Annotated in this window: 19 protein-coding genes; 18 read left to right on the top strand and 1 reads right to left on the bottom strand. The window is 72.3% G+C overall.

Annotation, left to right across the window (positions count from 1 at the left end):
- Positions 1–22 precede the first annotated feature (22 nt).
- The 18 genes from E9549_RS03905 to E9549_RS03820 all read left to right on the top strand — a co-directional run bounded on the left by E9549_RS03905 (position 23) and on the right by E9549_RS03820 (position 18,517).
- Positions 23–409, top strand: coding sequence for a TadE/TadG family type IV pilus assembly protein (locus E9549_RS03905; protein WP_308113044.1), 387 nt, complete (start codon positions 23–25; stop codon positions 407–409).
- Positions 406–831, top strand: coding sequence for a TadE/TadG family type IV pilus assembly protein (locus tag E9549_RS03900; RefSeq protein WP_236825272.1), 426 nt, complete (start codon positions 406–408; stop codon positions 829–831). The genes E9549_RS03905 and E9549_RS03900 overlap by 4 nt, the downstream gene beginning before the upstream one ends.
- On the top strand, positions 828–1,268 hold the full coding sequence (locus E9549_RS03895; RefSeq protein WP_163206306.1) for a TadE/TadG family type IV pilus assembly protein: 441 nt from the start codon (positions 828–830) through the stop codon (positions 1,266–1,268). The genes E9549_RS03900 and E9549_RS03895 overlap by 4 nt, the downstream gene beginning before the upstream one ends.
- Positions 1,265–4,504 carry a LysM peptidoglycan-binding domain-containing protein gene (locus E9549_RS03890; RefSeq protein ID WP_236825271.1) on the top strand — a complete coding sequence of 1,080 codons (3,240 nt, stop codon included), beginning with the start codon at positions 1,265–1,267 and terminating at the stop codon, positions 4,502–4,504. Before E9549_RS03895 ends, E9549_RS03890 begins: the two co-directional genes overlap by 4 nt.
- A gap of 48 nt (positions 4,505–4,552) precedes the next feature.
- Positions 4,553–4,807: a helix-turn-helix domain-containing protein gene (locus E9549_RS03885; protein WP_163206310.1), complete on the top strand. Its 255-nt coding sequence runs from the start codon at positions 4,553–4,555 to the stop codon at positions 4,805–4,807.
- 123 nt (positions 4,808–4,930) lie between these two features.
- Positions 4,931–5,623 carry a hypothetical protein gene (locus E9549_RS03880; RefSeq protein ID WP_236825270.1) on the top strand — a complete coding sequence of 231 codons (693 nt, stop codon included), beginning with the start codon at positions 4,931–4,933 and terminating at the stop codon, positions 5,621–5,623.
- Positions 5,624–5,917: 294 nt separating this feature from the next.
- A complete protein-coding gene (locus E9549_RS03875) occupies positions 5,918–6,790 on the top strand; it encodes a hypothetical protein (protein WP_236825269.1) in 873 nt (290 codons plus the stop codon).
- Positions 6,791–6,819: 29 nt separating this feature from the next.
- A complete protein-coding gene (locus tag E9549_RS03870) occupies positions 6,820–7,170 on the top strand; it encodes a hypothetical protein (RefSeq protein ID WP_236825268.1) in 351 nt (116 codons plus the stop codon).
- Complete coding sequence (locus E9549_RS03865; RefSeq protein WP_163206318.1) at positions 7,170–7,979, top strand: hypothetical protein; 810 nt, start codon at positions 7,170–7,172, stop codon at positions 7,977–7,979. Before E9549_RS03870 ends, E9549_RS03865 begins: the two co-directional genes overlap by 1 nt.
- An 85-nt stretch (positions 7,980–8,064) precedes the next feature.
- Entirely contained in the window at positions 8,065–9,582 is a 1,518-nt protein-coding gene (locus E9549_RS03860) for a hypothetical protein (protein ID WP_236825267.1), read from the top strand.
- On the top strand, positions 9,579–11,093 hold the full coding sequence (locus E9549_RS03855) for an SCO6880 family protein (protein ID WP_374201388.1): 1,515 nt from the start codon (positions 9,579–9,581) through the stop codon (positions 11,091–11,093). Before E9549_RS03860 ends, E9549_RS03855 begins: the two co-directional genes overlap by 4 nt.
- Positions 11,090–12,598, top strand: a complete 1,509-nt coding sequence (locus tag E9549_RS03850; RefSeq protein ID WP_236825265.1) for an ATP-binding protein — start codon at positions 11,090–11,092, stop codon at positions 12,596–12,598. Before E9549_RS03855 ends, E9549_RS03850 begins: the two co-directional genes overlap by 4 nt.
- Positions 12,595–13,764: a M23 family metallopeptidase gene (locus E9549_RS03845; protein WP_236825264.1), complete on the top strand. Its 1,170-nt coding sequence runs from the start codon at positions 12,595–12,597 to the stop codon at positions 13,762–13,764. The genes E9549_RS03850 and E9549_RS03845 overlap by 4 nt, the downstream gene beginning before the upstream one ends.
- A 64-nt stretch (positions 13,765–13,828) precedes the next feature.
- Positions 13,829–15,739 (top strand): type IV secretory system conjugative DNA transfer family protein, encoded by a 1,911-nt coding sequence (locus tag E9549_RS23975; protein ID WP_163208247.1) that lies wholly within the window; start codon positions 13,829–13,831, stop codon positions 15,737–15,739.
- Entirely contained in the window at positions 15,736–16,308 is a 573-nt protein-coding gene (locus E9549_RS03835) for a hypothetical protein (RefSeq protein WP_236825263.1), read from the top strand. The genes E9549_RS23975 and E9549_RS03835 overlap by 4 nt, the downstream gene beginning before the upstream one ends.
- Positions 16,305–16,898, top strand: a complete 594-nt coding sequence (locus E9549_RS03830) for a hypothetical protein (RefSeq protein WP_236825262.1) — start codon at positions 16,305–16,307, stop codon at positions 16,896–16,898. The genes E9549_RS03835 and E9549_RS03830 overlap by 4 nt, the downstream gene beginning before the upstream one ends.
- Entirely contained in the window at positions 16,895–17,191 is a 297-nt protein-coding gene (locus E9549_RS03825; protein WP_163208253.1) for a hypothetical protein, read from the top strand. Before E9549_RS03830 ends, E9549_RS03825 begins: the two co-directional genes overlap by 4 nt.
- 3 nt (positions 17,192–17,194) lie before the next feature.
- Entirely contained in the window at positions 17,195–18,517 is a 1,323-nt protein-coding gene (locus E9549_RS03820) for a hypothetical protein (RefSeq protein WP_236825261.1), read from the top strand.
- A gap of 108 nt (positions 18,518–18,625) precedes the next feature.
- Here E9549_RS03820 and E9549_RS03815 read toward each other — a convergent pair whose 3' ends face one another.
- Positions 18,626–20,536, bottom strand: a complete 1,911-nt coding sequence (locus tag E9549_RS03815; protein WP_236825260.1) for an AAA family ATPase — start codon at positions 20,534–20,536, stop codon at positions 18,626–18,628.
- Positions 20,537–20,546 lie beyond the last annotated feature (10 nt).

Below are 20,546 nucleotides of genomic sequence, written 5' to 3'. Positions count from 1 at the left end.
CTCTGGCCGCCGGACCAGCGGCGTGGTGGGTCGACGGCTGTCGGGGGAGCGCGGCGCGGCGTCGGTTGAGCTGGCAGTCACGTTCCCCGTCGTGCTCCTGCTGGTCATGACGCTGATCCAGGCGGCCCTGTGGTTCCACGCCCGCTCGGTCGCCCTCGGCGCTGCTCAGGAAGGCGCCCGCGAGGGCCGGGTGCAGCCTGCCTCGACCGCGCGCGCCGAATCGGCGGCCGAGGGCTTCCTCGACCAGACCGCCTCCGACCTGCTCACCGGCCGGACCGTCACCGTGGCCGGCTCACCGACCAGCATCGAGGTGACCGTGACCGGCACCTCCATCAGTCTCTTCCCCGGCCTGTCCGGCTGGTCGGTCACCCAGAGCGCCGTCGGCCCCGTGGAACGGCCCACCCCATGAACCGCCGGGCAGTGGAGCGGGGTTCGGTGTCGGTCGAACTAACACTGCTGGCCCCGGCGCTGCTCCTGCTGCTGTCCTTCGCCGTCGTCGCCGGACGCACCCAGATCGCCGAGGGCGCCGTCGCCGAGGCCGCTCGCGCGGCCGCCCGGGAAGCCTCCCTCGCCCGCGATCCCGCCACCGCCACGATGCTGGCCAGCGCGCAGGCGCAGCGGACCCTGACCGCCCAGGACCTGCGGTGTCAGAGCACCACGATCGACGTCGACACCGGCGGCTTCCAGGCGCCACCCGGCCAGCCCGGCGACGTCACCGTGTCGATCACGTGCGTCGTCGGCATGGCCGACCTTCTGGCACCCGGCCTACCGGGTTCTGTGACCGTTGATGCGACCTTCACCAGCCCCGTCGACGCCTACCGCGAACGATGACCCACGGACAGCGCCTTCGAGACCAGGATGCCGAGCGCGGGGCGCTTGGTGTCTTCCTCGCCGTCCTTGTCCCCGGCCTGCTGCTCATCATCGGCCTGGCCGTCGACGGCGGCGCCAAGGTGGCCGCCACCCAGCGCGCCAACGCCGTCGCCGACGAAGCCGCCCGCGCGGGTGGCCAAGCCCTCGACGTCTCCGCCGCTCTCGCCGGGCAGGTGCGGGTGGACCCGGCGGCCGCGGTCGCCGCCGCCCAGGACTATCTCGACCGCAACGGCGTGCAGGGCGCGGTGACGGTTGTGGACGGCGACACCCTGACGGTGACCACGACGATCACCGAGCCCACCGCCTTCCTCGGCCTCATTGGCATCCAGACCATGACCGTGGAGGGCTCCGGGACCGCCGACCTCATTACCGACCAGGACGCGGGAGCGGAGCCATGACCACTACGCCGCGGGCGCTGGACGTGCTACGTCGACTGCTCGCATTGCTCGCCTTGGTTGCTGCGGTCGCCGGCGTTCCGATCGGGCTGTGGCGGCTCGGCAGCGCCTACCTACCCGATGAGCTGCCCTCCGGGGCGCAGGTCACGGGCGCGTTAAGTGGGCCGGACAGCGGTGCAGTCTTCCTTGGCCTGCTCGTGGTGATCGGCTGGGCCGCGTGGGCGGTGTTCGCCTTGTCGGTGGCCGTCGAGCTCGCCGCCCAGTTGCGCGGTCTCCCACCGCTGCGGCTGCCCGGCTTGGCGGCACCGCAGCAGCTGGCCGGGCTGCTCGTTGCCGCCGTCGTCGGCGTCGGGGGCGCGCCCCTGTTCGCCGCCCCGGCGCTCGCCGGACCGCCCGTGGTCGCGGAGCAGCCGACCGACGAGCCGCCACCGATACCTTCCACCGCACCGGATGCCGAGCCTGCCGCGCCGGCCGAGCCTGCCGCGAACGGCCCCACCTACACGGTGCAGCCGCGCGACACCCTCGGCCGTATCGCCGCCCGCTTCCTTGGGGACTGGACGCGGTTCGAGGAGATCCTCGAGCTCAACCGCGGCCGGCCCCAGCCCGACGGCGCCGTCCTCACCGACCCGGGAATGATCCGCCCCGGCTGGGTCCTGGTCCTCCCATCCGACGCGACGCTTCCGGAGCAGGGAGTGGCCGCCGGCGAGGTGACGGTGCGGTCCGGCGACACCCTCGCCGACATCGCCGCGCTGCATGGCCTGGAGCACTGGCAGCCGATCTTCGACCTGAACGCCGGCGAACCGCTTCCCGGCGGCGGCCGGTTCACCGACCCCGACTTGATCCGACCCGGGCAGGTCCTCGACCTCCCGTCCGCCGGCCCGGAAAACTCCGGCCCGACGCCTCCGCCGGCCGCTTCGGAATCACCGGCCGAGGACGCGCCGCCGTCGCCGCTCCCGCCGCATGAGGCTGAGGCACCCCCGCCGACTGGGCCCCCGCCGACACCACCGGCCTCGACATCGGAGAGTCCGTCCGACGAGCAGGAGCAAACGGCAGTCGACACCGACAGCCGTGATGCCGATTCCGATGCCGACCAGTTCCCGTCGGAGCTGGCGGTTGTCCTCGCCGGCAGCGGCGCGCTGCTGGCCGCTGGCGTGGGCGCGACGTGGCTCGCCCATCGCCGGCAGCGACAGCGCCGCCGGCGCCCCGGCCGACGGCTGGCCCCGGTGCCGCATGCGCTGTCGGCCACGCAGACGGCCGTGACTGCGGCAGCTGACGCGGGCACGGCTGACTACGCCGCGCTTGACCGCGCCCTTCGCAGCTTGGCTGTGCGGCTATCGGAGTACCCCGACGGACGTTTACCGGACGTCGTCGCCGCCCGGCTGGATGGCGGCCGCCTGAAGCTTCTTTTGGACGCCCCTGCCGACCGTCCCCCGCCCGAACCATGGACCGCCGACGACACCGGCCTGTGGTGGTCGGTGCAGCTCGATCAGGACATCAGCGTCGCTCCCGAGGTGGCCCGGGCACGTCTGGCCCCCTATCCGACCCTGGTCACTATCGGCACCGACGGCACAGATCGATGGCTGCTGGATCTGGAACGCATCGGCACGCTCCACGTCAGTGGGCCGGCCGAGCGATGTGAGGACTTCGTCCGGCACCTGGCTGCGGAACTGGCCGTCAACAGCTGGTCGGACTTGCTCACCGTCACCACCGTCGGCTTTGGCGAGGAGCTGGTCGACCTGGCGCCGCACCGCATCCATCCCGTGGGCACTGCCGCCGACCCCGCGCTGCACACCGCCCTGCGGGAAGCCATCGACCGGGACACCGATGACGTGCTGGACGGGCGACTGCGCGCCGGAGCCGGCGACGGCTGGATGCCTCAGATCGTCCTCACTACTCATCAGCCGCAGGACGGCGGTGAGCTGGCCGAGACCGCCGCCGTCCTGCGAGCCCGCGAGCGGCGTGCGGCGGTCGCCTTGGTGCTTGGTGTTGAGTCGCCCCAGGTCAGTGACGAGTGGCTGCTCACGCTGACCGACGACGGTTCGCTGCTCGTCCCGGCACTCGGACTGTCACTCCCGGCCCCAGCGCTGAGCGCCCAGCAGGGTTACGACATCGCCACCCTGCTGGCCTTCGAGCGCGATGCGATGGACGACGCCATCCCCGCATCCGACGGAAACCGGCCGTGGCAGATCCACACCGACGCCGCCGGCGCGCTGCTCGATGACGCGGCGGGGAAGGAGCCCGGCGACGCTCCGGACCGCGTGCCTCCGGCACGGCGAGCCCGCCGGCCTTCTGCTGTTGGCGCTGCACTCGGGCCGGTGCCGCCGGAGGACCGTCTCAAGGCTGCGGATGGCAACAACGGTCAGAAGACGCCAGGCGAGTCGCGCCCGACCGAGCTGCGTCAGCGGATCGAGGACGACCTCGAGCAACTTGACCGTGACGTGGCGGATTGGTGGTCACCGGATTGCGCCCGGCCACGGCTGAGCCTGCTTGGACCGGTCACCCTGCGCGCGCACGGCGACGAGCACGCCGTCGCCAGGTCCGGGCGGCGGCGGCGCTACGAAGAGGTGGTCGCCTATCTGGCCACCCGCTCCCACGGCGCCACCGCCGACGAGGCCGCCACCGCTTTGCAACCGGCCCGCGGCGGCAAGACCGACCCGGTCAGTGTCCGCGCCTACGTGCACCGGATGACCGCCGGTGCCCGAGCCTGGCTCGGCGACGACCCGGCGACCGGGGAGAAGCATCTGAGCTCCGGCTATCGCGGCCGGTACACGTTGACCGGCGTGCTCGTCGATGCCGACCTGTTCCGCCAGCTGCGGGCCCGTGCCGCCGTCCGCGGCGACGACGGCTTGCCCGATCTGCTGGCCGCACTCGAGCTGGTGTCCGGGCCGCCGTTCGCCCAGCGCCCAGCTGGCTACGAGTGGCTGGACGGACTGGATCTCACGCTCACCGCGGCCATCTGCGACGTCGCCCACCAGGTCGTCACCGCCGCCCTCGCCGACGACGACCTGACTTCGGCCCGCACCGCCGCGGCCACCGCCCTGCTCGTCGCGCCGGACGACGAGCAGGTGCTTCTCGACGCGATGTGGGTCGCCTACCTCGAGGGCAGCCGCGCCGAAGCCGAGACCTACGTCGCGCGCATCGTGGCAATCCACGACGGCGAGGACGAGATGGACCTGCCCATGAGCACCGCGGAGACCATCAACCGCGCCCGCCGGCATTTCCTCGACCGGGCCTCGTGAGGACAGGCCGCAAGAGGCGCACACAACGAGGGAGGTGTCCCACCAGCCATGCCGTACCCGCCCCGGCCGCAGCTGCGCCCGCTGCCCGCGTTCGCCGGGACCGCCCGCACCGGCACCGTGCCCGGCCAGCGGCTGCAGGCACAGCTGGAGGCGTTCGTCGTCGCGGAGTATTCCGCCGGCCGCTCGCTGCGGCAGATCGCCGAGCTGATCGACCGTTCCCCGACGGCGGTCCGCCGTGTACTCGACAAGCACGGAATTCCGCGCCGCGCTGTCGGCGCTCCCCGGCAGACCGGTCACACATGACTGCGTCCGCCGACTTCGGAACGGCACGCTCCGCTCCCGAGCAGAACAAAACCCCGGCGATGTGGCCGAGGCCAGGGATCGTTCCGGGGTCTTCGCCGTCGAGTCTACGGGGACGGGTCTGACATGTCCACGCCTCCACCCGGAGATGGGCAATCGTCGGATGCGACCGACCAGCCCTCAGCGACCGCGCTGCTCGTCGAACGCCACCTGTCCGCGCCCCGTCTGGCCACCTACGTGCGCGCCACCGGTGGGGACCTGGACCGTGCGGTCAAGCTCTACCTGTGGAACGCGGCGGTCGCCGGTGCGCTGTGGGAGGTCCTCGGCCACGTCGAGGTCGTGCTGCGCAACGCCCTGCACGACGCTCTGACCGCTCGTCATCAGCGGCTGGACAGGGCCGGGCAGTGGTACGACGACCCCGCCCGAGAGCTCTCCCAGCACGCCCGCGACGACATCAGCCGAGCCAGGCAGCGGCTGCAGCGGGCCGACGCCCCGCTGCTGCCCGGCAAGGTCGTCGCCGAACTGGGGTTCGGATTTTGGCGGTTCCTGCTCGCCCGCCGCTACACCGCCTCCCTCTGGCCGGCGCTGCGACCCGCCTTCCCTTACCTGCCCGGATCCGATCGGCGCCTGCTGGAGGCTCCGGTCGCCCGGTTGCACGTCCTGCGCAACCGCGTGGCCCACCACGAGTCCCTGCTGACCGAGCCGCTGGGCGACCGCTACACCGACATTCTCGACGTCGTCGGATTCGTCCACCCGCAGCTGCGCAATTGGCTTGACACCCACAATCGCCTGCTGGCCACGCTCGCCCAGCGGCCCTGACCGGAACCGGAGCGCGCAGTTCGGACGGTACGCGGCGTCGGTTCTCCCGTAATCCTCCAGTAGTTCGCCAGCGGTCAGCCCACCGTCACCACCGCTGCGCGCCGCATGCCTGCCCTCGCCAGGAGACCTTTGTGCTGTAGCTGACTGGAGAACTACAGGAGGTTGGAGCGCAACGGTCGGCGCATGCAGACCGCAGCCCCGCGTCGGGGATCGAGGAGCGGCCGAACGAGCCGTGACCTGTCGTCGACGTCGTTGGCGATCGCCAACGACGTGCGTCCTTCTGAGGACCGACCGATGACGGTCGAGGCGCTGCGCGCGGCCGTGATCGCGATCCGCGCGGGGATCTTCGACGAGGTCAGCGGTGACGATGTCGCCTGCACAGGCCAGGCGTCCGGCGCTGCGGTCGCCGGCCGCACCTACCGGTCAGCTGCCGGTCCGCGTCCTTGGGTGGCAGCAGATGCCGGCGGTCCCGTCGTCCTGGTCGTGGCCGGTCACGCCGGGGCCGGCGCTTCGACGGTCGCGTTGGCGGTCGCCGAAGTGCTGGCGGAGAGCCGGCAGGTCCAGCTGATCGACTACGCCGAACCGGTCCGGTCGGGGCTGACGACGGCCTCGACCATCGAACTGGGCACGGACGGCGTCGGCTGGCGACGCGGCCGGCGCGGCCGACTCGACGTGGTCCGCCTCGCCCGCCCAGGCGACGGCGAGCTCCCGCCGCCACCGGAGACCGACGACACCCATCGGCTGCTGGTGGTCGATGCGGGCTGGTCGCTGACCACCGCGCTGCTCGACACACCCGGATACCTCACCCAGGGCGCGAACGTCGTCGTCACCCGGGTGACGGTTCCCGCGGTCCGTCAGACCGAGCACGTGCTGGCCGCCGCCGACGGCGAGCCGGTGGTCGCCGCGGTCGGCCCGGCGCGATGGCCGCGGGCGGTTGAGGCCAGCTGCGGACCACGACTGCGTGAGCTGCGGTCGCGGGGGCGAGTGGTCCAGGTTCCGCTCGACCGCCGACTGGAGACCGCCGGTCTCACCGGCGACCAGCTGCCGAAGCCGGTGGCGGCCGCTGGCCGCGCCATGGCCGCGCTCCTGGTGCCGGCCGCGGAACCGCAGCCTCGCCATTGGCGCCGAGCAGCCCAGTCCCGGAACGGCCCGAAGGGAAGCCGATGAGGAGCGGACGCGGGACCGCGCCTGCGGCGGTGCGGGCAGCGTTTGCCGTCGTGCTCATGCTCGCCGGGATGCTGGTGCTGGGCGCCGGGCCGGCGACGGCGGCGCCGGTGGAGATCACCGCGGCGGTCTGCCCGGAGGCGCCGCCGGGGATGCAGGCCTTCGCCGACGACGTGACCGCCTGGGTGAAGTGGGGCGTGCTGGCGCTGATCGGCATCGGCGCGGTGATGTCGCTCGGCTCGATCCTGGTGGGGCGGATCTTCTCCCATCCGCACGCCTCCCGGTACGGGGCGATGGGTGTCGCGGTGGTGGTGATGGTGGCCATTACCTACACGGTGATCCTGACGATCCTCGGCTCGATCACCGGCAGCGGGTGCACCTGATGGGCCGCCGTCAGAGGCACCAGGCGAGCGGTGCGGCGGAGTGGGGTCCGGCTCGGCTGCTGACGCTTCTCGTGGTCAGCGCCCTGGTGGCGCTGGCGGTGCTGGCCGGACTGGTCCTCGCCGTCATCACAACGTTCGCCGACGACGACCCTGCCCCTGCCGGGGCCGGACCACGGGTCGCCGCTCCGGCAACGGACATGTCTCGGCAGGATGCGCTGGCCGCCGCTCCCATGCCGCCCGCCGAGCCGGAGGCCGCGCTGCCCGGCCCGCTGGCGACCGAGGCAGCCGGCGTGATCGAGCTGCCACGGCCCACCGGCATCGGTCCGGCAGAGGTGCCCACCGGCTTTCCCCGCACTCCCGAGGGAGCGATGGCCCAGCTGGCGGCGATCGATGTGACCGCGATGGAGAGCGGATCGGTCGACGGCGTGCGTCAGGTCATCGCAGAGTGGGCCGCACCGGGCGGCCCCACCCCCGAGACGTGGTCCGGGGTGGACGGGATGGCGCGGCTGTTATCGGCCGCCGGTCTGTCGAGCGCCGGGTCGCCGCAGCTGGCCATCGTCGTCCGCCCGCTGATGGGGCTGGTCAAGGGCACGGTGGGACCGGACTTCGCGGTGGTGTGCGTGGACTTCGAGTTCACGGTCACCGTGGAGCAGACCTCTCGGATCGCGATCGCCGACTGCCAGCGCATGCAGTGGACCGGCGACCGCTGGCTGATCGGACCCGGGCCGGAACCAGCCCCGGCGCCCTCGGTCTGGCCGGGAACCGAGGCCGCGGTCGCGGCCGGCTACCGGGAGCTGCGCTATGTCTAGGCCCTCGCTCGGAGGGCGCGGCGGGCCGATGCCGCCGCGTGTGCTGGTCGTTGTCTTCATCCTGAGTGCGCTGGCTTGGGTGGCGATGGCCTCTTCGGCGTCTGCCGACTCGACGGTGCTGGCGTTCCCGGCCGAGCCGGCCGGTGACGACGGGGTGCTGTCGTGTCTGCCGCTCAATCCGTTCTGCGTGCTCGGCGAGGCCGCCGGTGCCGTGGTCGCCGACGTGTGGGTCAACGCCATGCTCTCGCTATGGGGCGCCGGCCTGTGGCTACTGGGCCTGGCCTTCTCGGTGATCGACGCCCTGGCCACACCGGACCTGTCCGCCGACGGACCGCTGGCAGCGGTGTATCCGGTGACCTTCGGCATCGGCGCCACCGTGGCCGCGCTGATGGCGCTGGTGCAGCTGGGCGTCGCGGTGGTGCGCCGGGACGGGCAGACCCTGGGGCGGCTGTTGGTCGGTCTGCTGCAGTTCGGGCTGGTATGGGCTGGCTACGTCAGCGTGGCCGCACTGCTGGTCACCGGCGTCTCCGGACTCACCACCGCCCTGCTGCGCAGCCTGCTGGGCATCGATGACATGGCTTCATTCGACCTGTCGATCAGCGTGGGCCGTGACCTGGTCGACGGCGCGGTCGCCACCGTCCTGGGCGTCTGCTCGATCTTCCTGCTGGTGCCGGCCAGCGTCGGCTTCCTGCTGCTGATGCTGGTCCGCGAGGCGGCGTTGATCGTGCTGGCGGCAACGTCGGCGATCTCGGCCGGCGGGCTGCTGGCGCAGACGTCGAGCTCTTGGTTCTGGCGCAGCCTGCGCTGGTTCCTGGCCGCGCTGCTGGTCGCTCCGGTGGCCGTGCTCGTCCTCGGGGTCGGAGTCACCATCACCGAGGGCATCGTCACCGGAGCCGAGGAGACGAGCACCGAGCAAGCGGTCGGCATGGCGGTGGTCGGCTGTCTGCTGATCCTGCTCGCCGCGATCTGTCCGCTGGCGTTGTTCCGGCTGCTGGCCTTCGTAGACCCGGGAACATCCAGCGGCGCGTCGCTTCGTTCCTCGCTGGCCGCCTCCGGCGGCGTGATGGGCGCGCTGGGCAATCTCGGTGGCCGGGGTGGTGGACGGGCCGCGGGGGCCGCGGCCGTCGCGGCCTCCGGTGGGGTGGCCGCCTCGGGTGCCGCAGCCCAGCTGGCCGGGGACCGAGCGCAGGGTGAGTCGACCGCGGACTCCGCTACGCAAGGCCGGTTCGCCGGCGTGCTGCACGGACTCACGGTTGGCACCGCCCAGGCGGGCCGGCTGGCCGCGGGGGTTGCCGCCTCGGCAGCTGACGTGCTCTCCGGCGCCGGGATCGGGCACTCCGCGCACTACTACGGATCGCCGGTACCCGGCCCGGCTGCTACCGGTTTCAACGGACACGGCGGAGCAGTGCCCGGCTCGGTGGGAACGGGTCGCTCAGCGCGAACGGAGGACGGCGACCTGCCGCCGGGTGCCGCAGGTCGGGCCGCCTACGGGTCGACGGGCATCGAACGAAACGACAGCCCGGCCGACCGGGGTGATGCTGCCCCTCCGGCTCCCCGGCCACCTCGTCGAGACGACGGGCCTGCCGATGGAGGTGCGCGGTGAGCGTCCACCGCTACGGCGACTACTCCCGCGACGTCTCGGGCTGGTTCCTCGGGATGACCGGCGCCCAACTGGCCCTGGTGGCGCTCTCCGGAATGCCGGCGCTGCTGGCGCTGAACGCCCAGGCCTGGGGGCTCTTCTTCGGCTGGCTGCCGGTGTGGGCGCTGCTGGCCGCGGTGCTGCTGGTGCCCGTCCGGGGCCGCGCGGCCGGCCGCTGGTTCACCGACCTGCTTCTGCACGCGATCGGAGTCCTCATGGGATGGACGGCATTCGGCTCACGCGCTGCCGCGGGAACCGCCGACGACGTGGCCGAGGCGGATCTGCCCGGGGTACTGGCCGGCATCCGTACCCATGACGGGCCGCCCTTCGGGCAGTCGTTCGACCGCCCGGTGATCGTGCAGGACTGCACGGCACGCACCTGGGCCGCGGTCGCCCGAATCACTCATCCGGGCATCGGGCTGGCCGAGCCGGGTGAGCGGGACCGGATGGGCGCCGGGCTGGCCGAGCTTTGCGAGCTGACCGCCCGCACCGAACTCGTCGACCTCCTCGCCGTGCACGTGCGGAGCGTGCCCGACGACGGCGCTGAGCGCGCTGCCTGGGAACGCGCGCACACCCGCGGCGAGGCGCCGACATTGGCCACACGTGTGAACGCGCTGCTGGGCGCGATGCTGACCCCGGCGGCAGTGCGCACCGAGGCCTTCGTCACCGTTGTCGCCGGCGAAAGCCGGATCGCTCGCGCCGCGAAAGAAGCCGGCGGCGGCGTGGACGGCCGCGCCCGAGTGCTGCACGGAGTGATGGCCGAGGTCGAGGCCGCACTGCGCGGCCCGGTCGGCTGCACCGCGGTGTCCTGGCTGGACTCCTCTGCACTGGCCGCCGCTGTGCGTACCGGCTTCGCTCCCGGCGACCGCGGCCAGCTGGTCGCTGCTGGCCTGGCCGCCGCGTCCGGGCAGCGGTTGGCCGCCGGGGTGCCGATGGCCGCCGCAGGCCCCACCCAGGCCCGAGCCGAGGTACGGCACTACGTGCACGACGCCTGGGCGTCGGTCACCGACACGATCCTGCTGCCCGACCAGGGGGCGGTGCTCGGCGCGCTGGCGCCGGTTCTGGTGCCGACCACGGCGGGAGAGCGCCGCTGCCTGACGGTGTTCCTCGCCCCGCTGCCGCTGGAGCGGGCCACCCGGATGGTGGGCCGGGAGGAGATGAGCGCCACCACCGGCAATGAACTGCGCGCCCGGATGGGCTTCCGGCAGCGGGCCCGCCAGCGCCGGCAGACCGAGCGAATCGGTGCCGCCGACGAGAAATTGGCCACCGGCCGGGCACTGGTTCGCCTTGCCGCCGCCGCCTGCGTCACCGTGCCGGCGTCCTGGCCGGTGGCCGAGCACGGCCGCAGGTTGTCCGCCTCCATTCGCGCCGCCGGATTCGTGCCGCTGCGGCTGGACCTGGCGCAGGATGCTGGTTTCGCTGCCGCCGCCATTCCCCTCGGCGTGGGCCTGCCGAACCGGCGGGGACGACGATGACTCGCCGCCATTCCCGCCGCGGGCGCGATGTCGCCGTCCTGCTCGATGACTTCGGCCACCGCCTGCCCACCGCTCTCCCCGCACCGGCGGCGCCCCGCGAGCGGGGGCCGTTTCCCGTCCTGGTGCCCCGCCGCGGCCCCCGCGGCCGCGGCCGGGGCCGGGCCGCGACACCGGCGCCGCTGTCGGTGTGGCGGATGACGTCGGAGCAGACTCCGGTGGCGTGGCCGCTGATCCCCACGCCCGGCTTGCCACCCACCGGCGCACAGATGGGCATCGATCTGCTGTCCGGAGGGACGTTCTACTGCGACCCGGTCGGCTGGGTCACCGACGACGCCATCCCGGTCACCAATCCCAACGTCGTCGTCTTCGGCAAGCCCGGCCGCGGCAAGTCCGCCACCGTCAAAGCGTTCGCGCTGCGGATGCTCGGCTACGGCTACCGCACCCTGATCCTGGGCGACACCAAGGACGAGTACGAACCGCTGTGCCGCGAGCTGGGGGTGGAGCCGTTCGTCATCGGCTCGGGCCTACCCGCCCGGGTCAACCCATTGGCCTTCGGCCCCCTCGGCTACCGCTGGGAGCACCTGGACGCCGCCGAGGCGCGCCGCCGTGAGGCGATCATCTTCGCCCGCTGGCTCGTGCTGCTGCGCGGCCTGGTCGGCTCCCAGAACGTGCCGTTCGGCCCGGTGGAGGAGACCGCCGTCGGGGAGGCGCTGCGCCTGCTCACCGGCTACCGCAGCGCAGCAACCCGGCTGACCGAACCCACGATCCCGCAGTTGTGGCGGGCGCTCGACGAGCCTCCCGACGAGTTGGTCGCCGGCTGCCGGTACGCCGACCGGCGGCACTTCCTCGACGCCACCCGAATCCTGCGTGACGCCCTCGGCGCTCTGGTCAAGGGTTCCCTGGCCGGGTTGTTCGATGACCACACCAGCATCGACGTCGACTGGCGCGCGCCGATCCAGTCGCTGTCGCTGTCTCGGCTGGAGCCGCTCGGTGATCAGGCCGTCGGCATCGCACTGACCTGCCTCAACTCCTGGGGTCAGGCGATGCGCGAGATCGCCGACCCCGGCGACCTGCGCATTGTCGTCCGCGACGAGACGTGGCGGCAGATGCGCCTAGGCGTGGAGGCGATGAAGAGCCTGGACGCCAACCTGCGGCTGTCCCGCCGCGACGCCGACGTGCAGATCCTGCTCGCCCACAAGCCCTCGGACATGCTCACCGCCGGCGACGCATCCTCCCAGGCGGTCGCCATCGCCCGCGACCTGCTGCACCTGTGCGACACCCGGGTCTTGCACGGTCAGGACCAGGCCGTCGGGGACGAACTCGGCACCCTGCTCGGCCTCACGCCAGTGGCGCAGCGGGTGGTCACCGACTGGGCTCTCGCCGGCAAGGGCCGGGCGCTGTGGCTGGTCGGCGACCGCGCGTTCAAGGTGCAGACAGTCCTCACCCAGCCCGAGCTGCGCCTGACCTACACCAACGACGCCCTCACCGCTGGAGGACCGGCGTGAGCGGGACTGCAGAAGGACTGGCGCAGGCGTACGCGACACGATGGCTGTGGAAGGCTGCCGCTCCCGTCGCCGTCCCATTGGTCGGCGCACTGACCCTGCTGCTGATCCCCCTCGCGGTTCTCGCCGCTCCGGAGGCATCGACGCAGACGGCGTCGTCGTCCTGCTCGACCGGTGGTACCGGCGCCACCGTCGCCGGCATCGCGCTGGACGCCGTCCAGATGGGGCAGGCGCAGACCATCGTGAACGTCGCCGCGGCACGCGGACTCGGGCCGTACGCGGCCACCGTGGCGCTGGCCACCGCCTACCAGGAGTCGCGGATCCGGATGCTGGCCAACGACGGCAGCAGCCCGGAACTGACCGCGGAGCAGGCCGCGGTGACCGCCACCAGCCTGACCTACGCGCACGACGGGCTGGGCTCCGATCACGACAGCGTCAACACCTTTCAACAGCGCTGGATCGCCGGCTGGGGCACCGTCGCCCAGCTGATGGACCCCGTCTACGCCGCCGAGGCCTTCTACGCCCGGCTGCTCGAGGTGCCCAACTGGCGGACGATGCCGCTCACCCGGGCAGCGCAGGCCGTGCAGGTCTCAGCCCACGGGGGCGCCTACGCCCGCTGGGAGCCGCTGGCCCGGGAGCTGACCGCCATGCTGTGGCCGGCCGCCCAAGCCAGGGCCGCCAACCCCGGCGGTGCGGCGGCCGGTGTTTGCCCCGGCCTGGCGGTCCCAGCTGGATCGTGGGTCCGACCCAGCACCGGCGCCCTCACCTCCGGCTATGGACCCCGCTGGGGCAGCCTGCACGCCGGCGTCGACATCGCCGGCCCCCGCGGCACCGCCGTCTACGCGGCCGCAGGCGGCACCGTGATCACCGCCGCGTGCAGCAGCGCCTACTGCGACCGCGACGGCAGCCTGAACCTGGCCGGTTACGGCAACCTCGTCGAACTCGACCACGGCGCCGGCGTGACCACCCGGTACGCGCACCTGTCCGGCTACACCGTCACGCCCGGCCAGCGGGTACCCGCCGGGGCACTGCTCGGCTACCAGGGCTCCACCGGCAACAGCACCGGCGTCCACCTGCACTTCGAGGTCCGCATCGACGGAGCGCCGATTGACCCCGTCCCGTGGCTGGCCGACCGCGACGTCGACCTGCATGCCCCCAGTCCCGCATGAGCCCGCCACCGATGCCGCGAGACCGAGGGGAAGCCATGAACGCTGCATGTCCTAGAGGCCGGCGGTGAGTGCCGGCCGCCCGCGGCCCGACGTCGGCCCGGCCAGCTGGGAGGTTCCCGCGGCCGCCGTCGTGGTCTGGCTGACCGCGGGCGCACTGATGCTGCCCGTCGCCCGAGCGGCCGCGGCGCTGGCGACCGGTGGCGGCTGGGTGTGGCCGACCGGGTCGTCCGCCCTGCTCGCCTCCGTCGGCGGGCTGCTCACCGGCGACCCGGCCGCCGGTCTTGGCCACGCACAAGCCGCAGCGCTGCCTGGAACGGGCGCCGTGTACGCCGCCGTCATCACCGTCCTGGTGCTGTTCCTGACCGGCAGTGGGGGAGCGGCGTGGGCCGTGCATCGATTCCTCGGCGGGGGAGCGGGCATGGCCAGCCGCGGCCAGGTCGCCGAGGTCCTCGGCCGCGCCCGGCTGCGCCAGGTCGCTGCCGTCGTCCGCCCGGACCTGCCGGGCGGCCGCCGACGCCGAGTCCGTCCGCCGGTCGAGCGTGAGGTCGGGTGGCGGCTGGGTTCCGGCGCCGTTCCCGCCGCCGGTGAACTGTGGGTGCCCTTCGACCGGACCACCGGCGTCTACGGGCCCCAGGGGTCCGGCAAGACCCTCGACCTGCTCGCCCCCGCGCTGCTCGGTGCGCCCGGCGCGGCGCTGGTGACCCTGACCAAGGCCGAGGATCTGCTGCTCACCCTCGACGCCCGTGCCGACGGCGAGCGTCCGGTCGCCGTGCTCGATCCCTTCGGCACGGTGCCCGGCCTGTCGGAGCTGGTGTGGGATCCGGTCGCCGGCTGTGTCGATCCGATGGTCGCCGAGCGCCGCGCCAAGGCATTCACCGCCGGCACCGTGACGGGCGCGGTCACCGGCGGTGCCAGCGACGGCGCGGCGCGGTTCTACGCGTTCGAGGCGGCCAAGGTGCTGCAGGCCTACCTGCACGCCGCCGCGCTGACCGGGCGCACGATCGAGCACGTCCTGGAGTGGGCCGCCCAGCCGCAGGCCGCCAGCCAGCCGGCCGACATCCTGCGCGCCCACCCGCACGCCGCACCGTTCTGGGACGGGCTGCTGCACGGCGCCCTGCAGGGTGATCCGCGAACCGCCGGCAACACCGCCACCACGGTGCAGCAGGCCCTGGCCTTGTTCTTCCAGGCAGACATCCGCCGCCGTTGCGTCCCCGGACCCGGCCGGGCGGCCACCGATGTCGCCGGCCTGCTCGCCGCCGGCGGCACCGTCTACCTGCTCGGACGCGAGGATCCCTACGCCTCGGCGTCGCCGCTGATGACCGCGCTGGCCGAGCACGTTCTCGACACCGCTCTGCAGCTGGCTGCCGCCGCGCCCACCGGGCGGCTGTGCCCGCCGCTGCTGGCCTGCCTGGACGAGCTGCCCTCCACCGCGCCGTTGCCTACCCTGCGCACCCGGATGGCCAACGACCGGGCTCTCGGGGTCAGCTTCCTCTACGCCGCCCAGACCTGGCGGCAGCTGGTGCTCATCTACGGCGAGGACGAAGCCCGCGCCCTGTTCGGGCTCACCAACGTGATCGTCGCCTTCGGCGGCGGCAAGGACGGCGGCTTCTACCGCGAACTCTCCGAGCTGCTCGGCACCACCCGGGTGCGGCGCACCTCCTACACCTACCGCGGAACCGGGTGGAGCCGATCCACCCACGGCGAGACCGTGCCGGTGCTGCGACCGGAGGAGATCCGCCAGCTGCCGCCCGGTCGCGCCCTGGTCGTCGCCGAGAATGCTCCGCCGCTGATCGCCCGGCTCACCCGCTGCCTCACCGGCCGCCGCGGCGCGGCGCTGCTCGCGGCCCAGTCCGCGGCCCGCGACCGCGTCGCCGCCGCCCGCACGAAGGCCTTTCCGCTGGCCGAGCGCGCCGCCCTTGCCCACGAGGCGGCCGCCAACGCCGGCCTGGCCCCGACCGGACAGGACCCGCGATGACCGACACCCAGCTCGCCGTCCCGTTTCCCAAGCCGCCGCACGAGGTGCGCCGCGCCCTCGAACAGCTCCGGCTGGCCGAGGACGCCGGCCTCGAACCCACCGGCCTGCCGCTGCTCGACCGCCCCTGGGACCCGGCCACCTGCTCGCCGTCCGTACGGCAGCAGCTGTGGCCGTGGCTGGACGACGTCGCCGCCTGGCTCAACCACACCTACGCCTGGCAGACCAGCCATGCCATCCCGTCCTGCTGGCCCACCCACCCCCACCTCGTCCAGGAGCTCGCCGTGCTCGCCTGCCTGCGCATCACCGCCGCCGCCGCCCTGACCCCGCACGGGCTGGAGGAGTGGCACCGCTACGCACTACCGACCTTCCACGCCCGGATGAGCGAACGACTCGGTACGGGCTGCCCGCCCGGCCGGCACACCGACTGGCCCGCCCGATCCCGGGCCGCCGACTACAACAGCCCGAAGGCCACCGAAGCACGGCGGGCACTGTTCGCCCGCGACCTCGGCACCACCCCGCCCGCCGGGAGCAAGCCAGGACCGGCCGGCAACGAGGCGGGCAGGCCATGAGCCGCCTGGCCGCGCACGGCCGCGGGGACTGGATGTCGCTACTCGACGGCGTGCGAATCAGCCGCTGCTGGATGACCCACCACACCCCACAGCTGCTCGCCGCGTGGTGCGACGCCCCCACCGCCGAACACCGGCGGGAGATCGCCGCCCGCATCCTGCAGATCGCAGCAGACCTGGAAAGCGAACCGGACGACCCCGACGACATGCCGACCGAGTCGGCCTGGCGGGCGTTCGCCGTCCAGATCGACCCGCGCCTGGTGGACGGCCCGGACTGGCTCCCGCTGGCCGCCGCGCTGACCCGGGCCGCGGCCGCCGGCTACGACGTCGCCGCCCGGCTGCCCGCGCTGGCCGCCGCCGCGCCACTGCCCGCCCGTCACCCGGCCCGGGAGCTGCACTGGCGACTGCTCGACGACTGCCCGGACGCCCTGCCCGCACTCAGCCCCACCGGTGACCCCACGGCGACCGCCGAGAAGACCCCGACCGTCCACACCGGCCCAGGCCGTCCACAGGTCTTCCGCGGCAAGCCGCCCGGTCGGCCGCACCCACTCACCCTCGACACAGCCCACCCTCAGGACAGGAGACCGTCATGACCGTCGACGTGGCCAGCGACCCGCTCAGCTATGCCGCCTCCCTCCTCGACGCCGTCGGCGCCGACCGAGAACAGGTGCCCGCCGACATCGCGCTGGAGTGCCTCTACGCCGCCGAACTGCTCGAACGCGCCGGCGCCCGCACCGAACCGACACCGCTTATCGACGGCGACCCGCGGGCCAGCGTCCGTGCCGCCATGGGAGCACTCGGCCTGCTGGACGAGGCGGCCTTCGCGAACCCCCCGGTGCTCGACGCCGCCCGGGCCGCCCGGCACGCCCTGCGACGACTGGGCTGAGCAGTGGCCACCACCCTGCAGCAGCTCCTCGACGGCCTCACCGGGCGGGCCACCGAGCCGGAGCCCTCGGCAACGATCGAGGACATCACCGGCGCCTTGTCCCACCTCGGCCGGGCGCTCACCGGCCTGGCCCACGACGGGCTCACCCCCGGCAACAGCACGCGGCAGCGCACCGCCACCGAACTCGCCGCAGCCTGCGCCACCGCCGGTCGGCTGTGGCCGCACACCGGCGGACCGCTCACCGACCTCGCCGGCACAGCCGCCGACCTCATCGGCCGCGACCGCGGCATCATGGGCCGCTCACACCGGTGGGCGGTCACCGTGGAAGTGGCCGAGGTGGCCGACCACTGCGCGCAGCTCGGCCGCCGCCTGCTACCACAAGCGGCGGCCCCGGAGTTGGCCATGGTCGGCAAGCTGGCCGTCGCCGTCGAACGGGACGCGCAGACCGATCCTCCGACGGCGATCGGTGCGGTGATGCTCGACCGCCTGGTACCCATGCCAAGCGATCCGCGGGCGGCCGCGCAGCTGACCGCCTTGGATGCTTCCGGGGCGCTGGCGGCAGCAATCGACCGAGCGCAGGGACGCAACGAGTTGACCCTGCGTGACTTCCGCGCCGCCGTCGCCGCCGCCGAGATCACCAGCCGAAGCGCGGCCACCGTCACCGCAGGCGCCACCGGCAACGATGCGGGACCGCTGCTGGTCACCGGACTCGCCTGGCAGCTGGTCGGCCGCGCCAGCACGGTCTTCGACGATGGCCGAGGAGCTCGGTCCACCGATCCCCACGGAGTCGTCCCGTGGGCGCTGACGTTCGTGGGCCATCTGCGCGCACAGGTCGCCTTCGACACCGACATCGCGGCCCTCCGCGACCGCGACGATCTGGCGGCCGTCGCCGGCAGCATGCAGCAGGTCACCAGCCAGCTGCCGCTCCTCGCCGACCAGCTCACCGCGGCAGTCGACCGCTGGTCCCGCACCGGACAGCTGTACGCCAACGCGCGGGACCTGCCACCCATGGAAAACATGCCGGACGACCGGGTGGCCGCGGTGATCGCCGGACGACACGTGCAGGCCCGCGGCGCCGATCTCGACCGCCTCCGGCAGGTCGTCGGTAGGGCGGCGGAGCTGTCGACCGGACTGGCCGACGCGCTACACCGCGCCGCCGCTGCAGGCCCGCCCGTTCATCGACACCAGGCCCGCCTCTACGCGCAGACAACGCGTACGCCCGGTGCGGCCGAACGGCTGCTCGACCACGCCCAGGCTGTCCATCGCGACAGCACCACGATCCGATCCCCGCATCAGGTCGCGCGCGAAGCTCCACCATCCCGATAGCCGATCGACATGCGGAACAGCTCGCAGTCTCGACCGTCGCGTCGGTTCAGAAGTGACTGCGGCGCTGTCATCGAGTTCAGAACCTGAGCAGAACTGATTGCCGTCAGATTACTTCGGACCCGCCTTGAATGCGTTTGTGAACTTGTCGTGCAAGGCGACCAGGGCACGCTTACCGGACTGCGTGAGCCGGACGTCCGCGCGGACGAGCGCATAGGCCATCTCGACTTTGCTCGGGGTGCGAACCTTGTTCCGCGTCGCCCAGTCAGCGAACGCCTTGGCGATGGGTACCCCGTCGGGGACGTCGGCTGCTGTAAATCGCTTGACCTGCCCCATCAGGTCGAGGAACCCATTGACCACCGTCACGTAGTCATCGCGGTTGATGAGATCTTCGACCGCGTGTGCCGTGGGAAGGCTGAAGATGCGGCTGCCGTCCACGCCTGCGGCCTTGAGAGCGGCCTTGTGATCGTCGCCGCCCCTGTCGCCGTCGGTGAGGTAAACAACCTTGGCCGCGACTTCCTCGACGCGGATCCCTGAGCCGTGTGCGTTAGCAAGGCCCGGCGCTACCTGGTAGTCGAGGTCGTCAAGCCTGGTGGCCTTACGGACGAGAGTGGGCAGGAGCACCATGTCGGATGCTCCTTCGGCCAGTACGGCGTTCCGACACATGGAGAACGCTGCGGCTCCTGCTCCCATGGCGAATAGGAGCGGAGAGAATCCCGGACCTTCACCTTCCCAGAAATTGTTTTTGATGACGCTGGCATCCGCGTACTCGGGGTCACGGGCGAGGACGCGAATTCCGGTGCCGAGATCGCTGGGAAGGCACCCCGGCGAATGGGTGGAGTAGAACACCTGGGCCGCGTCAACGCTCTTAAGCAGTACACTTACGAGGTCGGCCTGAGCGTCGTAGTGGAGGTGAGTCTCGGCCTCGTCGATAAGCAGCACAGGCGGCACCTTGTGACCGCCGGATGCGAGGAACGCGACGAGGGCGACGAACGTCTTGAGCCCATCGCTTCGCTCGGCGATGTTCGTGACGTCGCCGTTGCCGTGGAGTTCCTTCAGCAGGACTTCCATCAGAGTGCCGTTGATGTTGAACCGGACGGTGACCTTGCTCTGATTCCATGATTGGTCGAAAAGCTCCCGCAACCGGTCGTTGCCTCTTTCAAGGGTAGTCTCCCGCTTGGTGGAGTCGCCGGTCTGGATATGACTCCACATCTCGTCGAGGTCGATGCCCGCGAGGGTCAGCAGCCGCTTGACGGCCGGTGAGATAGCCCGGTTCTCCGGCTGGAGGTTGTAGGACGTTTCGAGGGCACGATCCTCATCTTCGAACAACACGAAGTCAGGGACGCGGTCCGCGATCGCGTTCCAAACGGCCTCCGACGGATGCTCCTCGGTGAGGCATTCATAGAGGTCGTCGAGCATTTGCGCAAGTCGCACGTCGCGTGGCTGCTTGCGACCAGCCGGGGTTTCCTTCAACCAGGCAGCGAGAGACTGGACCGCGCCGAACCATTGAGAGGACCATTCTCCGTCTGAGCTCGAGAGTGCCTCGCTCACGGTCGCGGCCCAGTCGTTCGGATCCTGCTCGTCTTCGTCGGCGGCTGCCGCGAACTGAGCCGCCAGCTTGGTGGTGACTTTCGGCAGTCGTTCACGGACCAGTTCGAACGGCTTCGCCGGGCGGGTGGGATGCGGGGACAGCGAGCGGATGCGGTTGCCGTCCCGCTTCCTGTACAGCGTCAACGTCGTGGGCTGGTTGTCCATCGCAATGTCGGCGAAGGCGTCTTTATCATCGTCATCGAGTTCGTAGAACACCTTCACGACGGCGGAGTGGTCCGACGCGGGCGGACGGCTGCGGTTGTGGTCGATGGGCGAAATCTGCCCGCCTTGGGTGAACCACCGCAGCCCACGCAGCACGGTCGTCTTGCCCGCTTCGTTGAACCCGACAAACGCAGTCAACGGGCCGTCGATGCCGGTGGCCGTCCTCGCGAGGCGGCGATACCCGTTGTACTCAATCCTGCTAACTCGCACGGAGGCTCCT

Origin of the sequence: Blastococcus sp. MG754426 (assembly GCF_021699055.1) — a bacterium.
Lineage (GTDB): Bacteria > Actinomycetota > Actinomycetes > Mycobacteriales > Geodermatophilaceae > Blastococcus.
Note: the sequence above shows the minus strand (reverse complement) of the source record. Positions and strands in the feature narration are given on the sequence as shown.